This is a genomic window from Kosmotoga sp. (genome assembly GCF_982836095.1).
Window position 1 is genome coordinate 912 of sequence record NZ_CEYIHJ010000113.1, and the last position, 2807, is coordinate 3718.

The 2807-nt window shown below is 42.4% G+C and carries 5 protein-coding genes; all 5 read right to left on the reverse strand.

The genetic code is table 11. From position 1 onward, the window contains the following. On the reverse strand, positions 1 to 475 hold a 475-nt coding region (locus tag AC3LHT_RS07755; protein ID WP_488662484.1), incomplete at its 3' end, for a 4Fe-4S binding protein. 12 nt (positions 476 to 487) lie between these two features. Then, positions 488 to 1597, reverse strand: coding sequence for an NADH-quinone oxidoreductase subunit D (locus AC3LHT_RS07760; protein ID WP_488662485.1), 1110 nt, complete (start codon positions 1595 to 1597; stop codon positions 488 to 490). After that, the gene (locus tag AC3LHT_RS07765) at positions 1590 to 2108 is read right to left on the reverse strand and encodes an NADH-quinone oxidoreductase subunit C (RefSeq protein ID WP_488662486.1); all 519 of its coding nucleotides are present in this window, start codon (positions 2106 to 2108) and stop codon (positions 1590 to 1592) included. Before AC3LHT_RS07765 ends, AC3LHT_RS07760 begins: the two co-directional genes overlap by 8 nt. Then, positions 2092 to 2631, reverse strand: coding sequence for an NADH-quinone oxidoreductase subunit NuoB (nuoB, locus tag AC3LHT_RS07770; protein WP_290645661.1), 540 nt, complete (start codon positions 2629 to 2631; stop codon positions 2092 to 2094). Before nuoB ends, AC3LHT_RS07765 begins: the two co-directional genes overlap by 17 nt. Before the next feature lie 5 nt (positions 2632 to 2636). Beyond that, entirely contained in the window at positions 2637 to 2762 is a 126-nt protein-coding gene (locus tag AC3LHT_RS07775; protein ID WP_488662490.1) for an NADH-quinone oxidoreductase subunit H, read from the reverse strand. Positions 2763 to 2807: the final 45 nt, after the last annotated feature.

Genomic DNA, 2807 nt, shown 5'->3' on the forward strand with positions numbered 1-2807 from the left:
CTTCCATTTCTACGCGTTCAAGGTCAAGCAATTCAGAAGCTTCATCACGCTGATATCCCAGGGGGATTTCCTGATGATGAATTCCTGCTTCATCTGGCAAGAAAAAGAAAGTATTGGGGTCATCTGAAATGTGAATGTATTCCCGGGTCATTTTCAGTGAACCAGTTGTGCAAATGTCCACACACATACCGCAAAAAGTGCATCTGCCGTAATCTATTGCTGGCCTTTGAGCTTTTTTCCCTGGTTCCACTTCAATATCCACTGGAACCATTTTTATTGCATCGGTGGGACAGACCTTAGAGCATGTAGAGCATCCTGTACACAGTTCCCAATCATTTACATGAAAACCTCTATACCTTTCTGCTGCTTCTCTATAGACTTTAGGAACTTTTATGGTAACGGGTTTTGTAAAAAGCCTTTTCCAGGCTATTGTAGGTCCCCAGAATGATTTTTTGAATGTTTCATATATACTCATGATATCGCCTCCTCACCTGTCGATTTCTGGTGGGCAGAAATCCATAGTGTTGAGCCATAGAGCCACATCTTCAAGCCTTGTTCCCGGAAGCTTGCTTTCAACACCATAAAGCCCCTGTGGATAGGAAGCACCGCGCACGTGGATTCGATATGGCATCTCACTACCATCAGAGACAACAAAGTATCCATATTCTCCTCTTGAAGATTCAATATGGCAATAGACACTTCCTGCCGGTACTCGGAATCTCAGTGCGCTTCCACCAGAAAACTTCACATTTACAGGTTCCTCTTTTGGCATGAGATCGATACATTGTCTTATGATTTTTATACTCTGCTGGAGTTCAAGATATTTGAGCGTGAATCTTGCATACGCATCACCTTCAGTGGCGGTAGGCACAACGAACTCCACTTTATCGTATCTGGCATAGGGATCTATTTTTCTTATATCATATGGAAGGCCAGTTGCCCTTAAACCAACACCAGTAACACCGATTTCAAGAGCTTCTTCTTTTGTTAGTTTTGCTATGCCTTTGGTTCTCGTTCTGATAACTCTATTTTTAAGGAGCAAATTTTCGTATTCTGGCATTCGGCTTTCAAGATAATCGAGGACTTCAAGTATGTCTTTTTCAATACCCCTGGGAAGATCTTTTCTTACTCCTCCGGGAATTATATACATGTGGTAAACCCTTGCACCTGTTATCTTTTCGAATATATCCAGAATCCTGTCCCTATCAGGCATTGTCCAGTAGGTCATAGTATAAAGACCCGTTGAACCACCTACTCCGCCCATTGCCATCAAATGCGCTGAAATCCTGGCAAGTTCGAGAATTATCATTCTTATCCAGTGAGCCCTTTCAGGTACTTCGACACCTGTCAGGGCCTCAACAGCCATGGCATATACCATTTCGTTAATATCTGGTTCTGGAACACATATACGCGGTATCAGAGCGAGGTTTTGGAACCAAAGGCGCCTTTCCATAAGCTTTTCAAACCCTCTATGGAGAAAACCGGGAACTGTTCTTGCTTTTACAACCGTGTCTCCCTCCACATAAAGATGAACACTTGAGTTTCCATGCATTCCAGGGTGATTAGGGCCCAGAAAGAGTTTTACTTCTTTACTCATCGGTTTCACTTCCTTCTAACAGGAAATTAACATCATAAGTTCTGTCGGGAAAATGTTCTTTGGAATACTTCTCAGGGTCAAAGTCCTTTCGCATTGGAGGTATTTCTTTCCAATTTTCAAGGATGAGAGGTTTAAGGTCAGGATTCCCTTCAAATTCGACGCCAAAGAATTCGTGAATGTCTCTCTCATAGAATCTTGCTGTTGGCCATATCTCCATCACAGTGGGCATAACTGGTTTTTCCCTATCGATACGGGTTTTTACCATTAGAATCGTCCCTGTTTCCCAATTGAATAGCGAATACACGATTTCAAATTTATTTTCAGCTATTCTATCGATGCAGGTGATGAGAGACATATGTGAAAATCCTTTTCTTTTCAAGGCTTCGAGTAATGTTCCCGCCTTCTCTTTTTCTATACTGATAGCGTACTTCCTTTCTGCAACCTTTTCAAACTCGGTGTTAATGAAAAGCGCTTTTATTTCATCGAATATCCTTTTATTCGTGGAATTCATCGTGGATGTACACCTCCCCGAGTGCCTTTAGCTGGTTCTGCTTGTACCACTCGTGATGTTCTTGATAACGCTTCCATCCGTCGGCTTCACCTCTGTCTATTTTGTTCATAAGCCCTTTGAAGCCACTAATTATTGCTTCGGGTCTTGGCATACAACCTGCAAGGTACAAGTCAACCGGAACATATAGATCCAGCTTGTTGATAGTGGCATATGAGTCATAATAGACTCCACCGTTGAGAGTACATGAACCAAAGCCTACAATATATTTCGGTGATTGCATTTGTTCATATGTATAAACAATTCTTCGCAAAGTCTTGGTACTCAAGTAGCCGGTTATCAAAAGTATATCCGCTTGCCTGGGCGTTGCCATGGGACCTATACCAAAGCGTTCCATGTCAAATCTAGATGTCATTGTAGGTGGAAGCTCAATAGCGCCACAGCCAGTACAATAGTAGAGCATCCACAATGACCTGGCACGAAGCATATTGGCAACCTTTCCCCAGGCTGATTGCTGATTTATCATTCAACTCACCTCCCTGTTGCCATGATGACGATTATTGCCTGGACAAAAGACAGTATCAATGGCCATTTCCAGTAGAATTTCACAGCCTGTTCAACTCTAAACCGAGGCATAATTGCGGAAATAATAACCACAGCAAAGAATACGATGAAAAACTTCAGCAGGAATTCCCAGACAGT

Bases quoted from the DNA above. Each gene is read 5' to 3' on its own strand.
- AC3LHT_RS07760 (WP_488662485.1), bottom strand. From the start codon at position 1,597: ATGAGTAAAGAAGTAAAACTCTTTCTGGGCCCTAATCACCCTGGAATG.
- AC3LHT_RS07765 (WP_488662486.1), bottom strand. From the start codon at position 2,108: ATGAATTCCACGAATAAAAGGATATTCGATGAAATAAAAGCGCTTTTC.
- nuoB (WP_290645661.1), bottom strand. From the start codon at position 2,631: ATGATAAATCAGCAATCAGCCTGGGGAAAGGTTGCCAATATGCTTCGT.